General features: G+C 69.1%; 26 protein-coding genes. 24 read left to right on the top strand and 2 right to left on the bottom strand.

The window, feature by feature from the left end; genetic code table 11:
- Window positions 1-4: 4 nt before the first annotated feature.
- Entirely contained in the window at window positions 5-226 is a 222-nt protein-coding gene (locus tag ACTIEW_RS06880; protein ID WP_439477164.1) for a hypothetical protein, read from the bottom strand.
- Window positions 227-465: 239 nt separating this feature from the next.
- On the opposite strand from ACTIEW_RS06880, the gene ACTIEW_RS06875 reads away from it, so the two are divergent.
- The 7 genes from ACTIEW_RS06875 (at window position 466) to ACTIEW_RS06845 (ending at window position 4600) form a co-directional block, all read left to right on the top strand.
- Entirely contained in the window at window positions 466-861 is a 396-nt protein-coding gene (locus ACTIEW_RS06875) for a cupin domain-containing protein (protein ID WP_439477163.1), read from the top strand.
- Between the two features lie 186 nt (window positions 862-1047).
- Window positions 1048-1734, top strand: a complete 687-nt coding sequence (locus ACTIEW_RS06870; RefSeq protein WP_439477162.1) for an MgtC/SapB family protein — start codon at window positions 1048-1050, stop codon at window positions 1732-1734.
- A 47-nt stretch (window positions 1735-1781) separates the two neighbouring features.
- Window positions 1782-2297 (top strand): crossover junction endodeoxyribonuclease RuvC, encoded by a 516-nt coding sequence (ruvC, locus tag ACTIEW_RS06865; RefSeq protein ID WP_439477161.1) that lies wholly within the window; start codon window positions 1782-1784, stop codon window positions 2295-2297.
- Window positions 2294-2911, top strand: coding sequence for a Holliday junction branch migration protein RuvA (gene ruvA, locus ACTIEW_RS06860; protein WP_439477160.1), 618 nt, complete (start codon window positions 2294-2296; stop codon window positions 2909-2911). The genes ruvC and ruvA overlap by 4 nt, the downstream gene beginning before the upstream one ends.
- A gap of 153 nt (window positions 2912-3064) precedes the next feature.
- Window positions 3065-4099 carry a Holliday junction branch migration DNA helicase RuvB gene (gene ruvB, locus ACTIEW_RS06855; protein WP_439477159.1) on the top strand — a complete coding sequence of 345 codons (1035 nt, stop codon included), beginning with the start codon at window positions 3065-3067 and terminating at the stop codon, window positions 4097-4099.
- Window positions 4096-4368, top strand: a complete 273-nt coding sequence (locus ACTIEW_RS06850; protein ID WP_439477158.1) for a BrnT family toxin — start codon at window positions 4096-4098, stop codon at window positions 4366-4368. Before ruvB ends, ACTIEW_RS06850 begins: the two co-directional genes overlap by 4 nt.
- Window positions 4349-4600 carry a BrnA antitoxin family protein gene (locus tag ACTIEW_RS06845; protein ID WP_439477157.1) on the top strand — a complete coding sequence of 84 codons (252 nt, stop codon included), beginning with the start codon at window positions 4349-4351 and terminating at the stop codon, window positions 4598-4600. The genes ACTIEW_RS06850 and ACTIEW_RS06845 overlap by 20 nt, the downstream gene beginning before the upstream one ends.
- Before the next feature lie 6 nt (window positions 4601-4606).
- Here ACTIEW_RS06845 and ACTIEW_RS06840 read toward each other — a convergent pair whose 3' ends face one another.
- Entirely contained in the window at window positions 4607-6142 is a 1536-nt protein-coding gene (locus tag ACTIEW_RS06840; RefSeq protein ID WP_439477156.1) for a serine hydrolase domain-containing protein, read from the bottom strand.
- Between the two features lie 116 nt (window positions 6143-6258).
- On the opposite strand from ACTIEW_RS06840, the gene ACTIEW_RS06835 reads away from it, so the two are divergent.
- From ACTIEW_RS06835 to ACTIEW_RS06755, 17 genes are all read left to right on the top strand, one after another.
- Window positions 6259-6648: a hypothetical protein gene (locus ACTIEW_RS06835; RefSeq protein ID WP_439477155.1), complete on the top strand. Its 390-nt coding sequence runs from the start codon at window positions 6259-6261 to the stop codon at window positions 6646-6648.
- A complete protein-coding gene (gene ybgC, locus ACTIEW_RS06830; protein WP_439477154.1) occupies window positions 6645-7094 on the top strand; it encodes a tol-pal system-associated acyl-CoA thioesterase in 450 nt (149 codons plus the stop codon). Before ACTIEW_RS06835 ends, ybgC begins: the two co-directional genes overlap by 4 nt.
- A 130-nt stretch (window positions 7095-7224) precedes the next feature.
- A complete protein-coding gene (tolQ, locus tag ACTIEW_RS06825) occupies window positions 7225-7953 on the top strand; it encodes a protein TolQ (protein WP_439477153.1) in 729 nt (242 codons plus the stop codon).
- Between the two features lie 2 nt (window positions 7954-7955).
- Window positions 7956-8423 carry an ExbD/TolR family protein gene (locus ACTIEW_RS06820; RefSeq protein ID WP_439477152.1) on the top strand — a complete coding sequence of 156 codons (468 nt, stop codon included), beginning with the start codon at window positions 7956-7958 and terminating at the stop codon, window positions 8421-8423.
- Window positions 8424-8427: 4 nt separating this feature from the next.
- Entirely contained in the window at window positions 8428-9201 is a 774-nt protein-coding gene (locus ACTIEW_RS06815) for a hypothetical protein (protein ID WP_439477151.1), read from the top strand.
- A gap of 127 nt (window positions 9202-9328) precedes the next feature.
- Window positions 9329-10699: a Tol-Pal system beta propeller repeat protein TolB gene (gene tolB / locus ACTIEW_RS06810; RefSeq protein ID WP_439477150.1), complete on the top strand. Its 1371-nt coding sequence runs from the start codon at window positions 9329-9331 to the stop codon at window positions 10697-10699.
- 123 nt (window positions 10700-10822) lie between these two features.
- Window positions 10823-11377 (top strand): peptidoglycan-associated lipoprotein Pal, encoded by a 555-nt coding sequence (gene pal / locus ACTIEW_RS06805; protein WP_439477292.1) that lies wholly within the window; start codon window positions 10823-10825, stop codon window positions 11375-11377.
- Window positions 11378-11468: 91 nt separating this feature from the next.
- Window positions 11469-12365 (top strand): tetratricopeptide repeat protein, encoded by an 897-nt coding sequence (locus tag ACTIEW_RS06800; RefSeq protein WP_439477149.1) that lies wholly within the window; start codon window positions 11469-11471, stop codon window positions 12363-12365.
- Window positions 12362-13711: a tRNA lysidine(34) synthetase TilS gene (gene tilS, locus ACTIEW_RS06795; protein WP_439477291.1), complete on the top strand. Its 1350-nt coding sequence runs from the start codon at window positions 12362-12364 to the stop codon at window positions 13709-13711. The genes ACTIEW_RS06800 and tilS overlap by 4 nt, the downstream gene beginning before the upstream one ends.
- A gap of 48 nt (window positions 13712-13759) precedes the next feature.
- Window positions 13760-15691, top strand: coding sequence for an ATP-dependent zinc metalloprotease FtsH (gene ftsH, locus ACTIEW_RS06790; RefSeq protein ID WP_439477148.1), 1932 nt, complete (start codon window positions 13760-13762; stop codon window positions 15689-15691).
- 121 nt (window positions 15692-15812) lie between these two features.
- Window positions 15813-17033: an acyltransferase family protein gene (locus ACTIEW_RS06785; RefSeq protein ID WP_439477147.1), complete on the top strand. Its 1221-nt coding sequence runs from the start codon at window positions 15813-15815 to the stop codon at window positions 17031-17033.
- 58 nt (window positions 17034-17091) lie between these two features.
- Window positions 17092-17736, top strand: a complete 645-nt coding sequence (locus ACTIEW_RS06780; RefSeq protein WP_439477146.1) for a hypothetical protein — start codon at window positions 17092-17094, stop codon at window positions 17734-17736.
- Between the two features lie 7 nt (window positions 17737-17743).
- Entirely contained in the window at window positions 17744-18046 is a 303-nt protein-coding gene (locus ACTIEW_RS06775) for a winged helix-turn-helix domain-containing protein (protein ID WP_439477145.1), read from the top strand.
- Window positions 18046-18861, top strand: a complete 816-nt coding sequence (gene folP, locus ACTIEW_RS06770) for a dihydropteroate synthase (RefSeq protein WP_439477144.1) — start codon at window positions 18046-18048, stop codon at window positions 18859-18861. The genes ACTIEW_RS06775 and folP overlap by 1 nt, the downstream gene beginning before the upstream one ends.
- A 36-nt stretch (window positions 18862-18897) precedes the next feature.
- Window positions 18898-19710, top strand: a complete 813-nt coding sequence (gene thiD / locus ACTIEW_RS06765) for a bifunctional hydroxymethylpyrimidine kinase/phosphomethylpyrimidine kinase (protein ID WP_439477143.1) — start codon at window positions 18898-18900, stop codon at window positions 19708-19710.
- The gene (locus tag ACTIEW_RS06760; protein ID WP_439477142.1) at window positions 19707-20288 is read left to right on the top strand and encodes a nucleotidyltransferase family protein; all 582 of its coding nucleotides are present in this window, start codon (window positions 19707-19709) and stop codon (window positions 20286-20288) included. Before thiD ends, ACTIEW_RS06760 begins: the two co-directional genes overlap by 4 nt.
- Complete coding sequence (locus ACTIEW_RS06755) at window positions 20288-21097, top strand: PhzF family phenazine biosynthesis protein (protein WP_439477141.1); 810 nt, start codon at window positions 20288-20290, stop codon at window positions 21095-21097. The genes ACTIEW_RS06760 and ACTIEW_RS06755 overlap by 1 nt, the downstream gene beginning before the upstream one ends.
- Window positions 21098-21144 lie beyond the last annotated feature (47 nt).

The following is a 21144-nucleotide window of genomic DNA, read 5'->3' as shown; positions in this document are numbered from 1 at the left end:
AAACTCAGGCAAAGGTGCGGGGCTCGTAATCGACCCAGGCCTCATCGCGCCGGATCGGCCGTCCGGGGCGTCGCAGGCGGATCAGGCTGTGCAGTGCGTCGGTGAGATCAAGCAGTTGCTCGTGCGACAGCTCTGCGCCAGTCCGCAGAATTTCCGTCCGCAGGGCGGCGAAATGGCTCGGGTGCAGGCCGCGCCCGGACAGTCGAATGTCGGTGGCCTCAGGCATAACGTCGGTCTCCGTTGTTCCTGAATGCGCGTCCCCCGACTCCGGTTCCGAGGCGCCTCTGCACCGGCCGGCGCAGACCTTCACCAGATCCCGCGCGCAGCAGGCGACAGCGGAACGGCAGGCCCGCACAACCGTTGCCGTGACGTGGGGCGGATGTCGGCGGCCAGTGCGCCGGCCTGATCCGCGCCATCGGAATGCCGATCTCACCGACCCTCTCGTCCCCTCCCCAAGGATTTCCCATGCAAGGCTTCATCGACAACATCGAGACCCTGACCACCGCGAACACCGACTTTCGGCGCGTGCTCTACACCGGCAAATATCTGCAGCTGGTGCTGATGGCCCTGCAGCCGGGCGAGGAGATCGGCGAGGAGGTCCACGAGGACCACGATCAGTTCTTCCGCATTGAATCCGGCGCGGGCGAGGTGCTGATCGACGGGAAGCGCACCCCGATCAAGGACGACGACGCCGTCATCGTGCCCGCCGGCGCCCGGCACAATGTGATCAACACCGGCGACGCGCCCCTGACCCTCTACACCCTCTACGGCCCGCCCGAGCACCACGATGGCGTGGTCCGGGCCACCAGGGCCGAGGCCGAGGCGAAGGAGGAACATTTCGACGGCAAGACCACGGAATAGATCACCAGACCATTTGCTTCAGGTCGATTCGACCTGAATCCAAAAAATGGTCCGGAACTATGCTGGAGCGAAATCTGAGCCTTGGCGGACTGCGTCCACCAAGGCCAATTTCGCTCTGGTCCTTGATCGATACGCTTCGCCGGGACTAGGCTGAAGATTCGTCAGTTAGCGGAGCGATTTACACAAATGAATTGGGATCTGGTGTGGCCGGTCCTGGCGGCCATGACGGCCGGCGGGCTGATCGGGGTCGAGCGGACCTATCACGGCCATCCGGCCGGGTTCCGCACGCATATCCTCGTGTGTCTGACCTCCTGCCTGCTGATGCTGGCGGCCATGCAACAGTCGACCTGGGCCTTTACCGCCCTGGCCGGGCAGACGGTGGTGATCGACCCGACGCGGATGTCGCATGGCCTGCTGACCGGCATCGGCTTCCTCTGCGCGGGGGTGATCTTCCGCGAGGGATTTTCAGTGCATGGCCTGACCACGGCGGCGTCGCTATGGGTCACCTCGGCCATCGGCGTGCTGTACGGCGTGGGGATGATGGAACTGGCGCTGATCGGCTCCGGCGCGACCCTGGGGGTGCTGGCCGCGTTGCGCCTGCTGGACGCCAAGCTGCCGCACGTCGGGGTGATGGATGTGACCTTGCGCTGGAAGCGCGGCGACGCCCCCAGCGGACTGGCCGTTCGCGACCTGCTGCGCGGCAAGGGGGTGAAGGTGGTGCGGCTTGGCCATGTGATGAGCCTCGACGGCGCCATCCACGAGCACCATCTCAAGGTGAAGGGACACGTGCCGATCGATGTCGACGGTCTGGTGGCCCAACTCGGCGCCGAGCCCGGCCTCGCGGGCTTCTCCATACTGCCGCGCGAGGAGTGACGGCCGGTCATTGTTCGTCAACCTCGTTTGAGGCATGAATGGAACGAATGACGAACGAAACGACTCGAATCCTTGGGCTGGACCCTGGTCTGCGCCGCACCGGCTGGGGCGTGGTGGCGGCGGAAGGATCGCGTCTGCGCTGGATCGCCCATGGCGTCATCAGCCCGCCAGAGACCGCGCCGTTCAGCGAGCGGCTGCTGTTCCTGCTTGAGGCCGTGGGCCAGGTCTGTATCGACCAGGGCTGCGACGAGGCGGCGATCGAGGAGGTGTTCGTCAATATGAACCCGGTCTCGACGCTGAAGCTGGGCCATGCCCGCGCGGCGGTGATGCTGGCTCCGGCGCGGCACGGGCTGAGCGTGGCGGAGTATTCGCCAAACCTGATCAAGAAGGCCGTGGTCGGCGCCGGCCATGCCGACAAGACCCAGATCGCCTTCATGGTGAAGCGGCTGCTGCCGGCGGCCGGGGATGTGAAGGCCGACGCCGCCGACGCCCTGGCCGTGGCGATAACCCATGCCCAGATGCGCAAGCGGGCCTTGCTGGCGACGCTGCGGGGGGCGGCATGATCGGCCGCCTCAGAGGCGTGCTGGCCGAGGTCGAGGCGGACCACTGCCTGATCGACTGCGCGGGCGTGGGCTATGTGGTGGCGTGCGGGGCGCGGACCCTGGGCCGGCTGCCGGCGCCCGGCGACGAGGCCACCCTGCATATCGAGTCGAGCTGGAACGCCGAGAGCGGTCCGCGGCTGTACGGCTTCCTGACCCGCGACGAACGCCGCGCCTTCACCACCCTGACGGCCATCCAGGGCGTAGGGCCCAAGGCGGCGCTGTCGGTGCTGGACGTCCTGCCGCCCAGAGAGCTGGCGGCGGCGGTGGCGCGTGAGGACAAGGCTGCGGTGGCCCGCGCCAACGGCGTCGGGCCGAAATTGGCGCTGCGCATCGTCACCGAGCTGAAGGGCAAGCCGCTGGGGGACGCGTCGTTCACGCCCTCGGCCGCCGGGGTTCACGCCGAGCTGGCTCCGCCGGCGCCCAGCGTCACGGGCGAGGCCGTCTCCGCCTTGCTGGGTCTGGGCGTGGCCGAGGTCAACGCCCGCCGCGCCGTTGATCAGGCCTTGATCCGGCTGGGCGATGAGGCCGATCTGTCGGCGGTGATCCGCGCGGCCCTGCAGGAGCTGGGACGGTGATTTCCCTCATCCGCTCATCCCGGCGAACGCCGGGACCCAGGGCTTTGGGTGATGGAGCCTTTGGCCCTGCCAGCGGAACGGTCGTCCTGAAACACCGGCGTCAGGCTGGACAGAACTGGGTCCCGGCTTTCGCCGGGATGAGCGGGTGTGGGGATGAGTGAGGACAGACTGGTGGATGCCGCCCCCGCCCCCGGCGAGGGTCACGACCGCGCCCTGCGGCCCCAGACCCTGTCGGAATTCGTCGGCCAGGAGCAGGCCAAGGGCAATCTCAAGGTCTTCATCGACGCCGCTCGGGGGCGAGGGGAATCGCTGGACCACGTCCTGCTGTTCGGCCCGCCCGGACTGGGCAAGACGACCCTGGCGCAGATCGTGGCGCGCGAGCTCGGCGTCGGCTTCCGCGCCACTTCCGGCCCGATCCTGGCCAAGGCCGGCGATCTGGCGGCCATCCTGACCAATCTCGAACCGCGCGACGTGCTGTTCATCGACGAGATCCACCGGCTGGCCCCCACGGTCGAGGAGATCCTTTATCCGGCCATGGAAGACCATGTGCTGGACCTGATCATCGGCGAGGGGCCGTCGGCGCGGTCGGTGCGGATCGATCTGGCGCCCTTCACCCTGGTCGGGGCGACGACGCGGGCGGGGCTGCTGGCCACGCCGCTGAGGGACCGGTTCGGCATTCCGTTGCGGCTGGAGTTCTACACGCCCGAGGAGCTGGTCCGGGTCATCACCGGGGCGGCGCGCAAGCTGGGCGTGGCGGTGAACGATGAGGGCGCGCGCGAGATCGCCAGCCGGTCGCGGGGCACGCCGCGCGTGGCGGGGCGGCTGCTGCGCCGGGTCCGCGACTTCGCCGAGGCCGAGGGCTCGCCGGTCATCGACCGGCTGGCGGCGGCGCGGGCGCTGAGCCGGCTGGAGGTCGACGAGGCCGGGCTGGACAGTCTGGACCGCCGCTTCCTCAAGGCCCTGATCGAGAACTATGGCGGCGGGCCGGTCGGCATGGACACCCTGGCCGCCGCCATCGCCGAGGCGCGCGACTCGGTCGAGGACGTGATCGAGCCCTATCTGCTGCAACAGGGCTTCATCCAGCGCACGCCGCGCGGCCGGATGGCGTGCGCGAGGGCCTATGCCCACCTCGGTCTGGTGGAGCCGCCCAAGCCGGCGGGAGCGGGTCAGGTCGGATTGTTCGAGTGAGGGTGTCGTTCGATCCGGAAAAGGACGCGATCAATCGCGCCAAGCATGGGCTGTTTCTCGCACAGGCAGAGATGGGAGACTGGACGGCGGCTTATATCGCCATGGATGACCGACAAGACTACGGCGAGGTCCGATGGTATGCTTACCTTCCGATCGACGATCGCGTTCATGTGGTCGTCTTTACCGAGCGGGATGGGATCACCCGCATCATCAGTCTGCGCCGGGCCAACCCGCGCGAGGTTGCAAAGTATGACGAACTCAGTCGCTGACCCCATTGATGATCCGGACAACCCCGAACTGACAGACCGGGACATCGCCCGAATGCGTCCGGCTCGCGAAGTGCTGTCGGCTGCGGCATACGCTCGCCTGACCGGCGCCAGCGAGGTGGCGCTCAAGCTGCCTGCGGCGACGATTCAGGCCTTCGCCGAGGAAGGTGAGGACTGGCGGGAGCGTATGGCCGACGCCCTGACAGAAGCGGCCCGGAAGAAGCACGCCGCCTGAGCACCTCTATTGAGGCGTCGGTGTGAAGCGGAAATTCAGGGCCTGGATCGTGACCGGCGTCGTCGGGGCCAGCAACAGGCGGCCCTCGATCACGCCCTTGTCGCAGGTCCAGCGGAACGTCCCGGAAAGGCCGCCCGTGGGGGTGATCGGCGCATCGGCGGCGCAGGCCCCGGCGTCGGCCTTGAGCACGCCCAGCACGGTGCGCCAGTTCTCCACCGAACGATCCATGAGGACATTCATCGCCAGCCGGTCGCCGGCGACGGACACGTCTCCCGCGGCCCAGATGCGGCCGAGGTCGGCGTAGCGTTCGGTCAGGATGTCGCTGGCCACGAGCGGACGGACCGGCGCCAGGCCGCCCCGGACGAGCGTCAGGGCGGCTTCCGTCAGCGGTCCGGACGGCCCGGCGTAGGTGCGGTTGGAGAAGGCGAAGAGGCCGGTCCGACGGTCCGGCAGCAGGATCATGTAGGAGCCGTAGCCGGGATAGCCGCCGCCATGCGCCAGCCAGGTCCCGAGCTCGCAGTCGGTGTTGGCCTGCAGACCCATGCCGTAGGCGCCGGCGCCGGGGCAGGGCTGGCCGTCTGCGTCGGTGCGGTTGCGCGGCGAGGCGAAATTCGAGCCCTGGGCCATTTCCCGCACGGTCGAGCGGCGGACCGGGCCGGTCTCGGGGCCATCGCGGGCGGGCCAGGCAGACAGCAGGAAGGTGATCCAGCGGGCGTAGTCCTCGGCGCTGGTCTGGACCCCTCCCATGGAGCCGAAGACGCCATGCCGCATGTCGGGCTCGAGCGACCAGGCGTCGTTCTCCCAGCGGTAGCCGAGCGCCCGGCGGTCCTGTGGCGAAGCGAAGACGTCATAGCCGCTGGAGGTCATGCCCAGCGGCCGCATGATCTCTGTCTCGATATAGTCGTTGTACGGCCGACCCGAGACGTTGGTGACGATCCGGCCGAGCAGGGCGTAGCCGAAATTGGAATATTCGAACGCCGTCTGCGGCGCGCGGGTGAAGGGCACGCCGTCGCGCAGCATGCGGGTGAACTCGGCCTCAGTGATGACCTGCTGCCGGTCGCCCCATGGGTCGTCGGTGACAAGACCGCCGGTGTGGTTGAGCAGGTCGCGGACCCGGATGCGCGGCGAATCGGCGGTGAGATAGCTCCAGCCCGCCATCTCCGGCACATGGGTCTCAGCCAGATCGTCGAGGGAGAGCCTGCCCTCGTCACGCAGCTTGAGGACCGCCAGGGCGGTGAAGGCCTTGGACATGGAGGCGATGCGGAACAGGGTGTCGGGCGTCACGGCGGCACCGTCGACCGTGCGGACGCCCGCTGTCCGCAGGTGGATGATGCGGCCGTCCTGCACCACGCCATAGACGAGGCCCGGCGCATGGGCGTTGGCCTGCCAGCGGTCAAAGGCCGCGTCGATGACCGGGATCGCCTCCTGCAGCGTCGATGGCGCGGGAGCGGCGGCCGGAGCGGGGGTCGGCGTCTGCGCCTGCAGCGGGACGGCTGTCCCCAGCGTCAGGACCAGAGCCAAGGCCAGAGCGTTGTGTCGCATGGTTCCCCTCCCGTTCGAAGACCCACGGTTTAGCATCCGTGTTCCCGGGCTCCAATCCATCGCCGGGCTTCACCTGCCGCCCGAACCCCGGCATGGTCGCGCTTCAGGGAGGCCGCATGGCGCGACGGGCGATACCAACCGACAGACTGATCGCCGTGCTGGGCGTGGCGGTGATCGTTCTGGGCGCGCTGGCGCTGTGGTTCGTCACCCGGGGTTCGGGTGGAGGCTTCACCGAGGAGCCGGCCTCGCGCCGCGTGCTGCGTCAGGCGCGTGAGCAACTGGGGCGAAACGCCGAGGTCCAGCTGATCGAGCCGGGCCGGGGCCGGGTGGTCTGCGGCTATATCGCCGCCGAACGGGGCGGACGGGCCGTCGGCTTCATCTCGCGCCCCAATCGCATGCTTCTGAGCCATGATCCTCTGAACGGCGAGTTCCGCGCCATGATGAGCGCCGACTGCCCCGATTTCCCGGAACCGCCGACCAACCGGCCGGTCGTGACCCGGCCATGACCGACACCCCCACCGCCGGCCGCTTCGAGGGGCGCGAGCACCGGTTGCCGGTCCGGGTCTATTACGAGGACACCGATTTCACCGGCCTGGTCTACCACGCCAACTATCTCCGCTATTTCGAGCGCGGGCGGTCCGACTGCCTGCGGCTGATGGGGATCGGCCACGCCGAACTGCTGGACGGCGACCGGCCGATGGCCTTCGTGGTCTCGAAGATGGGGCTGATCTTCCTCAAACCCGCGCGGATCGACGACCAGCTCGTGGTGCGCACCCACTATGACGCCGTGAAGGGGCCACGCCTGCTGATCTCCCAGGCCATCACCCGCGACGACGACCTGCTGTGCCGGGCCGAGGTCGAGGTGGTCTGCATCCATATGGACGGGCGGCCGCGCCGGCCGACGCAGGCCTTGCGGGACAAGATCGGGCCGTGGCTGGCGCGCGAAGCTTGACCATTTCGCCCGCCTGTCACGTGCAGACAGGTGACGTCGCGGCTACACCTCGCTAGACCCGGCTCATACCGCCACACAACGGCCACGCCCGTCCGGTGCACAGTGGACGGACAGACGGAAGGACGCCTGAATGACCACCGCCGCCGAAGCCTCGATGATGAACCCGGTAGCCCTGTTCATGGAGGCCGATATCGTCGTGCAGGCGATCATGATCGGCCTGACGATCGCCTCGCTGTGGTCCTGGGCCGTGATCATCGACAAGGCCATGCGTTTCAGCGCGCTGAACAGCCAGGCCAACACCTTTGAAGACGCCGTCGGTTCGGGCCGGTCGCTGGAGGACATCGCCGCCCAGGCCGGGCCGAATCCGGTGCATCCGCTGCCGCGCATGCTGGTCATCGCCCTGACCGACTGGCGCGAGGCGCGCACCCGCGGGCCGCTGACCGAGAACCAGGCCAATCTGCTGATGTCGCGCATCGACCGCGCGCTGGACAGCCTGATCGCCCGCGAGGGCCAGCGGGTCGAGAACGGTCTGGGCGTACTGTCGGTGGTGGCGACGTCCTCGCCCTTCATCGGCCTGTTCGGGACGGTCTGGGGCATCATGAACGCCTTCGGGGCCATCGCCTCGTCGGGCAACACCAATCTGACCACCGTGGCTCCGGCCATCGCCGAGGCCCTGTTCGCCACCGCCCTCGGCCTGGCCGCCGCCATTCCGGCCTATATCGCCTACAACAAATTCTCGATCGACGCGGGCAAGTTCACCGGCCGTCTGGAAAGCTTCGCCGACGATCTGCAGGCTGCCGTGGCGCGCCGTCTCGGCGGGCCGTCCAGCCCCGCGCCGCAGCCCACCCGGGAGCTCTGAGCATGGCCCTCGCAGGAGGCGGTGGCGGCGGACACGTCCGGGGGCGCAGGCGGCCGCGTAAACGGCCTCTGAGCGAAATCAACGTCACGCCGCTGGTCGATGTGATGCTGGTGCTGCTGATCATCTTCATGATCTCGGCGCCGCTGCTGAACGTGGCCGTGCCGGTTGAACTGCCCAAGACGGACGCCAGCGCGGTCGACGCCTCCGACGATCCGGTGATCATCTCGATCAAGCGCGACGGGGCCATCTATGTCGGCGAGCGCGAGGTCAGCTTCGACCGTCTTGTGCTGACCGTAGCCCAGGAAGGCGGCGATGACGCCCGCGAAAAGCCGGTGTCCGTGCGCGGCGACGGCCGGGCGCCCTATCAGGCTGTGGCCCGCGTCATGGCGCGGCTGTCCTCGGCCGGTTTCACCAGGCTGAACCTGATCACCGACACGGCCGGCGAAGCCGCGACGGACGAGGAGGGCTGACAGCTTGGAGAGGCCCGGTTCCTCCCTCGCTGCATCGATCGCCGTCCACGCGGCGGTGGTTCTGGGCGTGTTGGGCTACGGCCTGCTCGGCTTCACACGTGAGCCGATGAACGTCGAAACCGCCGTGCCGGTGTCGATCATCTCCGACACGATCATCGAGGCCGCCGCCGCCGACAATCCGGACGACGAACTGGTCACCGAGGACGCCTCAACGGCGCCGGTCGCCCCGACGCCGCCCGAGCCGGTTCCGCCCGAGCCCGTTCCACCGCTGCCGACCCCCGCGCCGGTCAAGAAGGCGACGCCTCCGCGTCCGACGCCACCGCGCCCCGCTCCGCCGCCCCGGCCGCAACCGCCGCGCCCGACCCCGCCGCGCGAGCCCACGCTGGATCTCGACTCACTGGCGGGTCCGCCCCGGCCCGGCCCGCGTCCAGGGCCGCGGCCGCCGACGGGACAGACCGGCGCAGGATCAGCGTCCCAGGCGACCGGGCCGCAGATCACGGCGATCTTCAACCAGGTCTATCCGAACTGGACCCTGCCCTGCGACATTCCCGGGGCGGACGATCTGCGCATCCAGATGGATGTGACTCTCGACGAGCAGGGTCGGATCACGGCCGGTCCGACCTTGATCGGCGCTCGTTCTGACCCTGTATGGCGCGCCGCCGCCGACGGCGCGGTCCGGGCGATTCGCCAGACAGCGCCCTTCGACGTTCCGACGGGCTTCCCCGGTGGTCGCTTCAGGCCCACCTTCATCACCGAACGCGCGTGCCGGGGACGGTAACGACCATGCCGCGGAACCTGACAAAGCGTGACAGGGCCTGAAAGTCGCCCCATTCACGGCCATGCTGGCCTTCTGCGCACGGTCTGGCGATAAGGACCGGCGAAGATTGAACTTGCGGGAGCCCTTGATGCGTCTGAACCGACTTCTGGCGAGTGTCGCCATTCTGGCGATGACGGTGAGCACGGCCACCGCCCAGACGCCTCCGGCGCCGCAGCCATCCGGCGATCCGGTCGAGGTCGAGATCGATCAGGGCGTTCTGCGGCCGATGCAGATCGCCGTCGTCAATTTCAACGGCCAGAACGGCGCCGATCTGGGCGGGGTGATCCGCGCCGACCTGCGCCGCTCAGGCTATTTCGAGCCGATGGACCCGGCCGGCTTCGTGGAGACCGGGCTGACGCTGGCCAACGCCCCCAACTTCCCCCAGTGGACCTCGATCGGCGCCCAGGCGGTGCTGTACGGCGCGGTGACGCCCCGGCCCGACGGCCGCAACGACTTCGGCTTCCGGCTCTACGACCCCTATCGCCAGTGCCAGCTGGCTTCGTACCAGTTCACCGCCACGCCCGAGCAGTGGCGCCGCATCGGCCACAAGATCGCCGACCTGATCTATCAGCGCATGACCGGCGAGAGCGGTCTGTTCGACAGCCGCGTGGTCTTCGTCTCGGAGAGCGGCACCCAGCTAAACCGGTTGTCGCGCCTCGCCATCTCGGATCAGGACGGCTTCAACCCCGTCTATCTGACCCAGGGCGACGAGGTGATCATGTCGCCCCGTTTCTCGCTGAACGACCCCAATGAGATCACCTATGTGGCGCTGGGCCGGGACTACAGCCGCATCTATCTGTTCAACCTGTCGACCGGCAGACGCGAAAGCCTGGGCGAGTTCGATGGCCAGGTGCTGGCCCCGCGTTTTTCCAACGACGGCTCGAAAATGGCCTTTTCGATCATCCGGGGCGGCAATACGGACGTCTATGTGATGGACCTGGCCAGCCGCAATCTGCGCCGCCTGACCAGCGACCCGGGCATCGACACCTCGCCCTCCTTCAGCCCCGACAACAGCCAGATCGTCTTCACCTCGGACCGGTCGGGCAGCGCCCGGCTCTACACGATGCGGGCCGACGGCACGGGCCAGCGGCCCATTTCGCGCGGCGGCGGCCTCTATACCGCTCCGAACTGGAGCCCGCGCGGCGACCTGATCGCCTTCACCAAACAGGGCGGCGGCCGCTTCTCGACCGGAGTCATGGCCACCGACGGCTCGGGCGAGCGCATCCTGTCGTCCAGCTATTTCGAGGAGGGGCCGTCCTGGGCCCCGAATGGCCGCTACATCATGTTCGCGCGCCAGTCGCCGGGCGGCGATACGCGCCTGTGGACCGTGGACCTGTCAGGCCGGGTGGTCTCCCAGGCCGGCTATCCGGGTCGCGGCACCGACCCGGCCTGGTCGCCCCTTCTCGACGAACAGCCCGCCAACCTCGGCGGCGGCGGCCCGGACGGCTGCCCCACCTGATAAAAAGGAGCCTTTCGGCTCAAACCCGCGTTATCGCGACTGGCGAAACCGCTGGCGCGTCAGTAGCAACCCTGTACAGCCAAGCTGGAGGCTTCGGCCCCCATTCAAGGAGACGACCCGATGATGAAGCCCTCGACCCTCGTCCGTCTGGCCGCCGTCGGCCTGGCCGTGACCGCGATCGCCGCCTGCACCCCGCGCACGCCGGCTGACAGCGGCGCCGGCAACACCGTTCCGCCCGCCGGGAACGACCAGTACACCGACAACAGCGCCGGTCCGGTTTCGGGCGGCGCCATCGGCGCCGCCGCGCCCGGCTCGGAACAGGACTTCGTCGTCAATGTCGGCGACCGCGTCTATTTCGACCTCGACAGCTATGCGATCCGTTCCGAAGCCTATCCCCGCATGGACGCGCAGGTGGCCTGGCTGCAGCGCTATCCGGGCGTGACCATCCGCATCGAGGGCAATGCCGACGAACGCGGCACCCGCGAATACAACCTGGCCCTCGGCGCCCGCCGCGCTGAATCGGTGCGCAGCTATCTGGTCGAGCGCGGCGTCTCCGCCGGCCGTATCGACACCATCAGCTACGGCAAGGAACGCCCGATCGCCGCCGGCTCCAACGAAGAGGCCTGGGCCCGCAACCGTAACGCCCACACCGCCATCGTCTCGGGCGCCGTGCGCTAGGACGGAATACAGCGAGGGGGCGGCCCGCCGCCCCCTCGTCGACCCTCCCCTTGTCTTGAACCGGCCTCAAATCGGTGGAACGACAACGACCATGCTGAAGTTTCCCGCCGCCCTCCGTTCGCGCAACGCCCTGATCTCCGTTCTGGGCGTGGTCCTGATCGCGGGCACGACCACGGTCGTGGCCCAGACCACGCCGCTCGAGCCGGTGCAGTGGGACAAGCGGCGGCTGGAGCAGCTGGACCGCAATGTGCGCCGCCTCGAGCGCGCCGTGACCCAGCGCAACGCCGCCGGCCAGCCGGTCATCATCGAGCCCGATCCCGAGGTCATCGCCCTGCAGGGCCGCGTCGGCCTGATGGATCGCCGGATCGACGACCTCGAGGCCACGGTCCGGCGCGTGAACGGCGATCTCGAACGCCTGACCTTCCAGCTGGACGAGGTCGGACGCGACAACACCGCGCTGGGAACCCGCGTCCGCGACGCCGAGGGCCGCATCCGCGCCATGGAAGCCGCGGCGGCGCGCGAGGCCGAGCTGAACTCGCCCATCCCAACCACCTCGCCGACCGGCGACGCCGCGCGCGACCTGACCGCCGCGGTCCGGCTGGCGGCTGCCGATCCGGCGCGCGGCGACCGCGCCTTGCAGACGGTCATCGCCGCATGGCCTGACACGCCCCAGGGCCGAGAGGCCTCCAGCCGTCTCGGCGACCTGCGCGTCTCCGCCGGCGATCCCGCCGGCGCCGTCTCCGCCTACGCCACCGCCCTGCAGGGCTGGCCGACAGCTCCCTGGGCCGCTTCGACGACGCTCGAACTGGCCAATGCGCTAAACGCCACGGACCGCAAGACCCAGGCCTGCACCGCCCTGACCGAATTCACCCGGCGCTACGCCGAGGCCGCCAGCCCGGCCTTGCGCACCCGGGCGACCGAGGCCCGCACCCGCATCGGCTGCGCCGCCGTCCCGCCGGCCGCGCCGCCGGCCCGGAGACCGGGCTGACGTCAGACCTCGCCGACTGGACCGGGCCCGTCCGGGCCGACCTGTCCGCGCGGCTGGAACCGAACATCGACCGCCCGCTGGCCCTGGCCCTGTCCGGCGGCGGCGATTCCATCGCCCTGCTGCGTCTCGCCGCTGACTGGGCCAGGGCGAATGGCCGACGCCTGTTGGCCTTGACCGTCGATCACGGGCTGAATGCCGACAGCGCCGAATGGACCGCCTTCGCCGGGCGCGTCGCCCGTGAGGCCGGGGCCGACTGGCGCGGCCTGCGCTGGAACGGCCCGAGACCCGCGACCGGCCTGCCCGCCGCGGCCCGCATGGCCCGCCATCGGCTGATCGCCGAGGCGGCGCGCGCGGCGGGCGCCCGCGTCGTCCTGTTGGCCCACACCGCCGATGACATTGCGGAGGGCGAGGTCATGCGCGCCGAGGGCTCGACCCTCGGCCGCCTGCGCGACTGGGCGCCGTCTCCGGCCTGGCCCGAGGGGCGCGGGCTGATGTTGCTGCGACCCATGCTGGGCGCCGGGCGGGATGAGGTCCGGGACTGGCTGACAGGGCAGGGGGCGGGCTGGATCGATGATCCGGCCAATGAGGATCCCAGGTTTGCGAGGAGCCGCGCCAGAGCTTCCCTTCTCCCGACGGGAGAAGGTGGCGCGCAGCGCCGGATGAGGGTCGATCAGTCGAACGGCGAAGCCGCCCCGGGACACCCGACCCTCACCCTTTCGCGCAAGGACGACGGCTGCGCCGCCGTGCGCTCAAGCCCTCTCCCAGCGGGAGAGGGATCGATCACTATCGACCGAAGCATCCCCCCCCAAACCCTCGCCGCCGTCCTCGTCTGCGTCGGCGGAGGTGACCGGCTTCCGCGCGGAGACCGGCTCTCGGCCATCCGATCACGTCTCCGATCCGGCGAGGCCTTCACCGCCGTCCTGTGCGGCGCCCGGGTCGAGGCCGGTTCCGATCAGGTCCTCGTGACCCGCGAAGCCGGGGAGTTCGTCCGCCGGCCCCGCCCGCCAATGCCGCTGACCGTCGGGGTCGAGTCCGTGTGGGACGGTCGCTGGGCGATCACGGTCGATTCGCCCGGCTGGTTCGTCGTTCCCGCCGCGGGCCGCATGGCCGCCCTGTCCGACACCGATCGGACGGCGCTGAAGCGCCTGCCGCCCGCCGCGCGCGGGTCCGTGCCTGTGCTGATCCGGAACGATGCGACTGCGCCGGTTCTTGCAGGGAAGGCGGGCAGGGCGGCGGCGCTGGTCGAGGAAAGACTGGCGCTGGCGCTGGACCGAATGACGCACGAACGGGACCTTGGCGGCGCCATCCATGGCGCATCGCCCCGGAACCACCTATTTTCGGGCTGATATCACTGACGACCGGGCGCTTCGGCGCACCCAAGGACCGAGACGAGAATGAACCTGCGCAATCTGGCCATCTGGGGCGTGATCATCCTGGGGGCCATGGCCTTCTATGTCGCCGCCAGCCGCCCGGGCGGCCTTACGGCTCCTCCCGGCGCGAACGAGGCCGCGGCTCGCCCGGTGGCGATGAGCTATTCCGACCTGCTCAAGGCCCGCGACGACCGGAACATCGTCAAGATCGAGGTGCGCGGCGAAACGGTGAAAGCGACCCTGCGCGACGGCAAGGTGGTCAATGTCATCACCCCCGTTCCGAACGCGGCCCTGGTCGACACCATCCAGGCGTCCGGCGCCGAGGTGGACGTCAAGACAACGCGCCAGTCGCTTTGGGTCAGCGCCCTGATCGGTCTGCTGCCCTTCGTCCTGATCATCGGCCTGTGGATCCTGATCATGCGCCAGATGCAGGGCGGCGCGCGCGGGGCCATGGGCTTCGGCAAGTCCAAGGCCAAGCTGCTGACCGAGCACAAGGGCCGCAAGACCTTTGACGACGTCGCCGGCGTGGACGAGGCCAAGGAGGAGTTGCAGGAGGTCGTCGACTTCCTCAAGGACCCGGCCAAATTCCAGCGTCTGGGCGGCAAGATTCCCAAGGGCGCCCTGCTGGTCGGCCCTCCCGGCACCGGCAAGACCCTGCTGGCCCGCGCTGTCGCCGGCGAGGCGGGCGTGCCCTTCTTCTCCATCTCGGGCTCGGATTTCGTCGAGATGTTCGTCGGCGTCGGCGCGAGCCGCGTTCGCGACATGTTCGAACAGGCCAAGAAGAACGCCCCCTGCATCATCTTTATCGACGAGATCGACGCCGTTGGCCGTCATCGCGGCGCCGGTCTGGGCGGCGGCAATGACGAGCGCGAGCAAACCCTGAACCAGCTGCTGGTCGAGATGGACGGCTTCGAGGCCAATGAAGGCATCATCCTGATCGCCGCCACCAACCGTCCCGACGTGCTGGACCCGGCCCTGCTGCGTCCCGGCCGCTTCGACCGTCAGGTCGTGGTGCCCAATCCCGATGTGAACGGCCGCGAAAAGATCCTGCGTGTCCACATGAAGGATGTGCCCCTGGCCTCTGACGTGGTGGTCAAGACCATCGCCCGCGGCACCCCCGGCTTCTCGGGCGCCGATCTGGCCAATCTGGTCAATGAGGCGGCCCTGATGGCGGCCCGCAAGGATCGTCGCATGGTCACCCAGCGCGACTTCGAGGACGCCAAGGACAAGGTCATGATGGGCGCCGAGCGCAAATCCATGGCCATGAACGAGGAAGAGCGCCGTCTGACCGCCTATCACGAAGGCGGCCACGCCATTGTGGCCATGAACGTCAAGATGGCCGACCCGGTGCACAAGGCGACCATCGTCCCGCGCGGACAGGCCCTGGGCATGGTCATGCAGCTGCCCGAGGGCGACCGCTATTCGATGAAGTACCAGCAGATGGTCGACCGCATCGCCATCATGGCCGGCGGCCGCGTGGCCGAGGAGCTGATCTTCGGCAAGGAGAACATCACCTCGGGCGCTTCGTCGGACATCCAGCAGGCGTCCAAGCTGGCGCGCCGCATGGTCACCCAGTGGGGCTTCTCCGACATCCTCGGCACCGTCGCCTATGGCGAAAACGAGCAGGAGGTCTTCCTCGGCCACTCGGTCGCGCGCAGCCAGAATGTCTCTGAAGAGACCTCCCGGATCATCGATTCCGAGGTCAAGCGGATCGTCGGCGCCGGCTGGGACGAGGCCCGTCAGATCCTGACCGACAAGGCCGCCGATCTGGAAACCCTGGCCCAGGCGTTGCTCGAGTACGAGACCCTGTCGGGCCAGGAGATCAAGGACCTGCTGGAGAAGGGCCTCGCCCCGAACCGCGACGAGAGCAACTTCCCCAACGCCGGCCCGTCGGTCTCCGTGCCGATCACCCCGGTGTCGGACGGAACCTCGGTCGAGGTCCAGACGGTTCACTGACCGGCTGAAAAGACAGGACCCGCCGTGGGCCATGCTCGCGGCGGGTTCTTTCTGATGAACTTGTTTGCATTACAAACAAGTCTATGAGATATGGCTCTTCATCAAGAGGGGAGCTCCTGTCATGTCGTCATCCGAAACCCGTCCATCCGGGCGCCTGCACGGCCTCGACGCCCTGCGCGGGGCCGCCCTGCTGCTGGGCGTCGTCCTGCACGCCTCCATGTCCTATTTCCCGGTCACGATCTGGATCGTGCCGGACACCGACAACTCGCCGGTCGCCAGCGCCATCTTCTTCGCCATCCACCTGTTCCGGATGACCAGCTTCTTCCTGATCGCCGGCCTGTTCGCCCATATGATGCTCGACCGGCGCGGGAGTTTCGGCTTCATCAAGGACCGGCTGATCCGTATCGCCGGACCGCTCGCCGCCTTCTGGACCCCGGTCCTCGCCGCCATCATCGCTGGGCTCGTCTGGATGGCGGCCATCCGGAACGGCGGGTCCATTCCGACCGACGGACCTCCCCCGCCGCCGCTGACGCTCGAGACCTTCCCCCTGACCCATCTGTGGTTCCTCTGGGTCCTGCTGATTCTCTACGCCGCCACGATGGTCCTGCGTGCGCCGTTCGCGATGGCGGATCGCGACGGCGGCTGGGGCAGGCTCGTCGACCGGATCACCGGCGCCCTGATCGGGCCGTGGAGTCCGGCCCTGATGGGCGCGCCGCTGGCCATCGCCTTCTGGCTGGCGCCCAATTGGACGCCCTTCTTCGGCATACCGACGCCTGACACCGGGCTGGTTCCGAACGCGGTCGCCCTGACGGCGTTCGGGACCGCCTTCGGCCTCGGCTTCCTGCTGGATCGCCGCCGCGATCTGCTGGTCCGCATCGAGCGGCTGTGGCCGGTGTTTACGGTCGTGGCGCTGGGCGTCGGGACGGCGGCCATGGTCATGGTCGGCGGACCGGTCCCGGACCTGGCGCCTGTCACCGATCCGGAGCTGAAGGCGCCGCTGGCGGCGGTGATGGCCCTGGCCGTCTTCGCCTCGACCTTCGCGGTCCTGTCGCTGGCCCTGCGCTTCGCCTCGGGCCACAGCGCCGTCCGCCGCTATCTCGCCGACTCCTCCTACTGGGTCTACATCGTCCATCTGCCGCTGGTCCTGGTCGGACAAATCCTGGTGGTGAACGAGACCTGGCCCTGGTTCGTCAAGTTCGGCGCGGTCATCGGCGGGACCATGGCCGTCAGCCTGCTTACCTACGAACTGCTGGTTCGCCACAGCTTCGTCGGCCGCTGGCTGAACGGCCGCAGCATCCCGTGGCGCCGTCAGCGGGACCCTGAGTTCTCACCCGCCGAATAGCTTGCCAAGACCTCCCGGCTCGTCCACGCCAAGGGCGAGCCGGCTCCGGAGAATCGTCATGCCCGCCAAGCCCCGCCTGCATTCCCCCGAGGACGACCTCGCCTTCATGCGCTCGATCGTCGAGGGCGGGGGCCGGCCGCCGATGACCCTGGCGATCTGTTACCTCGCCGGCGGCCTGCTGTACGGATTGCAGTGCCTGTTCCATGTCGGTCAGGCGACCGGGCTGATCCGCTGGCCCGATCTCGCCAACCTGGCCTTCGTCGTCGGGATCAGCGTCGCCTTTTTGTCGATCCTGACCTGGGCCATCCTCAAGGATCGGAAGGACGGCGGTTCCAATCGTGGTTCGATGGCGACCCGCAGTCTCAACGCGGCCTTCAGCGCCACCGGCATGGCCAACGCCGCCGTCATTATCGTCTTTGGCGTCGGGGCGGTGCGGGATCAGGATTTCGCCATCTGGCTCTACTACGCGGCCATCGTCTTCGCGCTCCAGGCGGCTGCCTGGTACATGGCCTGGATGCTGAAGCGGAAGGGCTGGATGCTGGCCACGGCGCTGGGCGGCTGGGTCACGGCGGTGGCGCTCGGCGTGCTGGTGCGCGAGCCCATGTGGTATCTCGGAGTTTGCACCGTCGCCCTGTTCCTGCTGTTCGCCCTGCCGGGCTGGATCCTGTTCCGCGACGCCCGCGCCGCCCCGAAAGGGGCCTGAGCGCGCCATGGGCCTGGCCGATCTGGGACGGATCGACGAGGTCATCCACGGCCGCATGCGGCTGGGGATCATGGTCTATCTGTCCGACGCTGATACCGCCGACTTCACCGAGCTGAAGACCGTGCTCGAGGCCACCCAGGGCAATCTGTCAGTCCACCTGAAGAAGCTGGAAGAGGCGGGCTTCGTCGCGATCGACAAGAGCTTCAAGGACAACAAGCCCCTGACCCGGGTGTCGATCACCCGCGACGGCCGCCGGGCCTTCTCCGCCTATCTCGACGCCATCGGCAGCCTGATCGGGGGCAAGGACTGATGGCGCCGCCCCGCGTCATGGGCATCATCAACGTCACGCCCGACAGCTTCTCGGACGGCGGACGACTCGACTCGGTCGAAGCCGCGGTGGCGCACGGCCTGCGGCTGGTCGAACAGGGCGCGGACATCCTCGATATCGGCGGCGAGAGCACCCGGCCCGGCGCTGAACCAGTCGCGGAGGCCGGGGAGATCGCCCGCGTCATCCCTGTCATCGAAAGCCTGCGCGCCCGCTGGGACGGCCCGATCAGCATCGACACCATGAAGCCCGAAGTCGCCCGCGCCGCCGTCGCCGCCGGGGCGACGATGTGGAACGATGTGACGGCGCTCGGTTTCGCGCCGGACAGTCTCGCGACCGCCGCCGAACTCGGCTGCGAGGTGGTGCTGATGCATATGCGGGGCGAGCCGCGCACCATGCAGGCCGATCCGCACTATGACGATGTGGTCGCCGAGGTCGTCGACTGGTTGTCCGCGCGGGCTGACGCAGCCATGGCGGCGGGCGTGGCGCGCGAACGGATCTGGCTCGATCCCGGCCTCGGCTTCGGCAAGACGGCCGCGCATAATCTGGCCCTGACGGCGCGGCTGGATCGGCTGGTCGCGACCGGCTTTCCGGTCCTGTACGGGGCCAGCCGCAAGCTGGTGATCCAGTCGATCGACCCGACGGCGACCGACCCGGCCGACCGCCTCGGCGGTTCGCTGGCTCTGGCCCTTGAGGCCGCGCGGCGGGGCGCCTCGATCCTCCGCGTTCATGACGTGCGCGAGACGGTCCAGGCGCTCGCGGTTCAGGCGGCCGTCGGTGGGGCGGCCGCGTGCGACTGACTTGTCCGTCCGGCTGGTCTGCCGCATGGGAAGCCCATGCTTGACCAACCCTCCTTCCGTGGACGCGTCCTGATCATCGCCGGCTCCGATTCCGGCGGCGGGGCGGGGATTCAGGCCGACATCAAGGCCGTGACCATGCTGGGCGGATACGCCGCCACGGCCATCACGGCGATCACAGTGCAGAACACGCTCGGCGTCCACGGCGTGTATCCGCTGCCGTTGGACCTGATCGAGGCGCAAGGACGGGCCGTGCTGGACGACATCGGCGCCGATGCGATCAAGACCGGCATGCTGGGCTCGACGGAGGTGGTCGAGCGGGTCGCGGCGATCCTTGATTCGTCCGACGCCCCCGCGGTGGTTGATCCCGTCATGATCGCCAAGGGCGGCGCGGCCCTGCTGGCGGACGACGCGGTGGCCGCCGTGCGGTCGCTGATGATCCCGCGCGCGGCCCTGCTGACCCCCAATGCGCCCGAGGCCGAGGCCCTGACCGGGATCGCGGTTGCCGACCTCGACGGACAGCGCCGCGCCGGCGAGGCGCTGCTGACCATGGGCGCGCGGGCGGTGCTGATGAAGGGCGGCCATGTGCGGGGCGCGACGGTCGTCGACCTGCTGCTGACCCCGACCGGCGAGACCCTGCTGGAGGGCGAACGGTTCGACACACGCAACACCCACGGCACCGGCTGCACCCTGGCCAGCGCCTGCGCGGCGGGGATCGCGCAGGGCCTGCCGCTCGAGGTCGCCGTGGCCAATGCCTGGGCCTATGTCGCCGAGGCCATCCGGCGGGCCCCGGGGCTGGGCGGCGGGCATGGGCCGCTGGACCACGGCTGGCCGATCCGGGACCGTAAATGAGCGATCTGAACGCGCGACTCGCGGCCATCGTCCGCGCCGACCCCGACCTGATGCACGTCCTGACCACCGTTCGCGGCCTCGGTCTCAACGACTGGCGGGTTTTTTCCGGCGCGATCTATCAGAGCGTCTGGAACGCCGTGACGGGCCGCCCGGTCGGCTACGGCCGCAAGGACTATGACCTCGGCTATTTCGACCCGGACACGAGCTGGGACGCCGAAGACGCCGTCATCAAACGCGTCGCCGCCGCCTTCGAGGAGCCCTTCCGCTCCGAGGTCGAGGTGCGCAACCAGGCGCGGGTACATCTGTGGTTCGCGGATCGTTTCGGCGAACCCTATGAGGCGCTGACGGGCACGGACGAGGCGCTGGGGCGGTTCGTCGCCCCGGCATTCGCGGTCGGGGTGCGGCTGGAGGCTGACGATACGATCAGCATCGCCGCCCCGTTCGGGCTGGAGGATGTGTTCTCGATGACGCTGCGGCCCAATCCGCACCGACCGCTCGCGCGCGGCTGGGACAAGGCCGCGGCCAGTGCGCGGGCGCGGTGGCCGGAGCTGACCGTGATCGAACCGGAGCCTGCCTGATGCGCCAGTGGACCGTCGACGCCTTCGCCGCCGCCCCCTTCAAGGGCAACCCCGCCTGTGTGGTCGAGCCGGTCGACCAGTGGCCGTCCGACAGCTGGATGCAGACGCTGGCGAAGGAGAACAATCAGGCTGAGACGGCGTTCCTGCTGCGCACCGGCGATCCGGCCCGGTTCGGCCTGCGCTGGTTCACGCCGGGGATGGAGGTCGATCTGTGCGGCCACGCCACCCTGGCCTCGGCCCACGTGCTGCTGGCCGAACTGGGGGGCGGGACGACGGCCCTGACCTTCGACACCCGCTCGGGTCCGCTGGTCGTGGCGCGGGCGGTCGAAGGCTATGAAATGGACTTCCCCGCCGATCCGCCTCGCCGATCAACCCCGCCAGCCGGCCTTGCGGAGGCGTTGGGCGTCGAGCCCGTCGAGGTCTGGGCGGGCCGATATCTGGTCGCTGTCCTGGCCGACGCGGCGGCGGTGCGGGCCGTGACGCCCGACATCCGCGCCCTGGGACTCATTCAGGGTGAGGCGGGCGAGATCGGTCAGGTGATCGTCTGCGCCCCGGCGGACGCCTCGGACGATGTCGATGTGGTCGACCGCTTCTTCGGTCCGGGCTGCAGTATAGACGAGGATCCCGCCACGGGCTCGGCCCACTGCATCCTCGGGCCGCTGTATGCCGACAAGCTGGGCCGGGCGACGGTGCGGTTCCGGCAGGTCTTTCCTGGCCGGGGAGGGGACATCGAAACGGAAACCCGCCGCCATCGCGTCCTGCTGCGCGGGCAGGCCGTCACCGTCATCGAGAGCCGGCTCAGGGTTTGAGCCCGGGAAAGGGGCGCGACCCTTTCGGATCGCGCCCCTCGGACTTT

Origin of the sequence: Brevundimonas sp., from assembly GCF_051860745.1 — a bacterium.
GTDB lineage: Bacteria > Pseudomonadota > Alphaproteobacteria > Caulobacterales > Caulobacteraceae > Brevundimonas.
This window is presented reverse-complemented; position numbering and strand designations above follow the sequence as displayed.